The following is a 240-nucleotide window of genomic DNA, read 5'->3' as shown; positions in this document are numbered from 1 at the left end:
ATTCCAAACAATCACCATTGCAATGCAACGTGCTAGACCAATCATAATAAGCCCTACCATATACTCTGGTTTATCAGGAAGAAAAATAATTGCTAGAACAAACATAAGTACAGGTCCAATAATCCAATTTTGTACTAAAGATAGAACCAAAACCTTTACATCTTTAAATACCCGACCCATTTCCTCATAGCGCACCTTCGCTAATGGCGGATACATCATTAAAATTAAACCAACAGCAAG

At 36.2% G+C, this 240-nt stretch carries 1 protein-coding gene; it reads right to left on the bottom strand.

What is annotated here, in order from left to right; all coding sequences use genetic code 11:
* A partial coding sequence (locus JDS96_RS31480) for an arsenic resistance protein (RefSeq protein WP_374221033.1) occupies positions 1–240 on the bottom strand: 240 nt, incomplete at both ends.

This window comes from Bacillus cereus group sp. N21 (genome assembly GCF_016483395.1).
Lineage (GTDB): Bacteria > Bacillota > Bacilli > Bacillales > Bacillaceae_G > Bacillus_A > Bacillus_A pseudomycoides.
The sequence above is the reverse complement of the archived record's forward strand: the minus strand, read 5'-3'. Positions and strand labels throughout refer to the sequence as shown.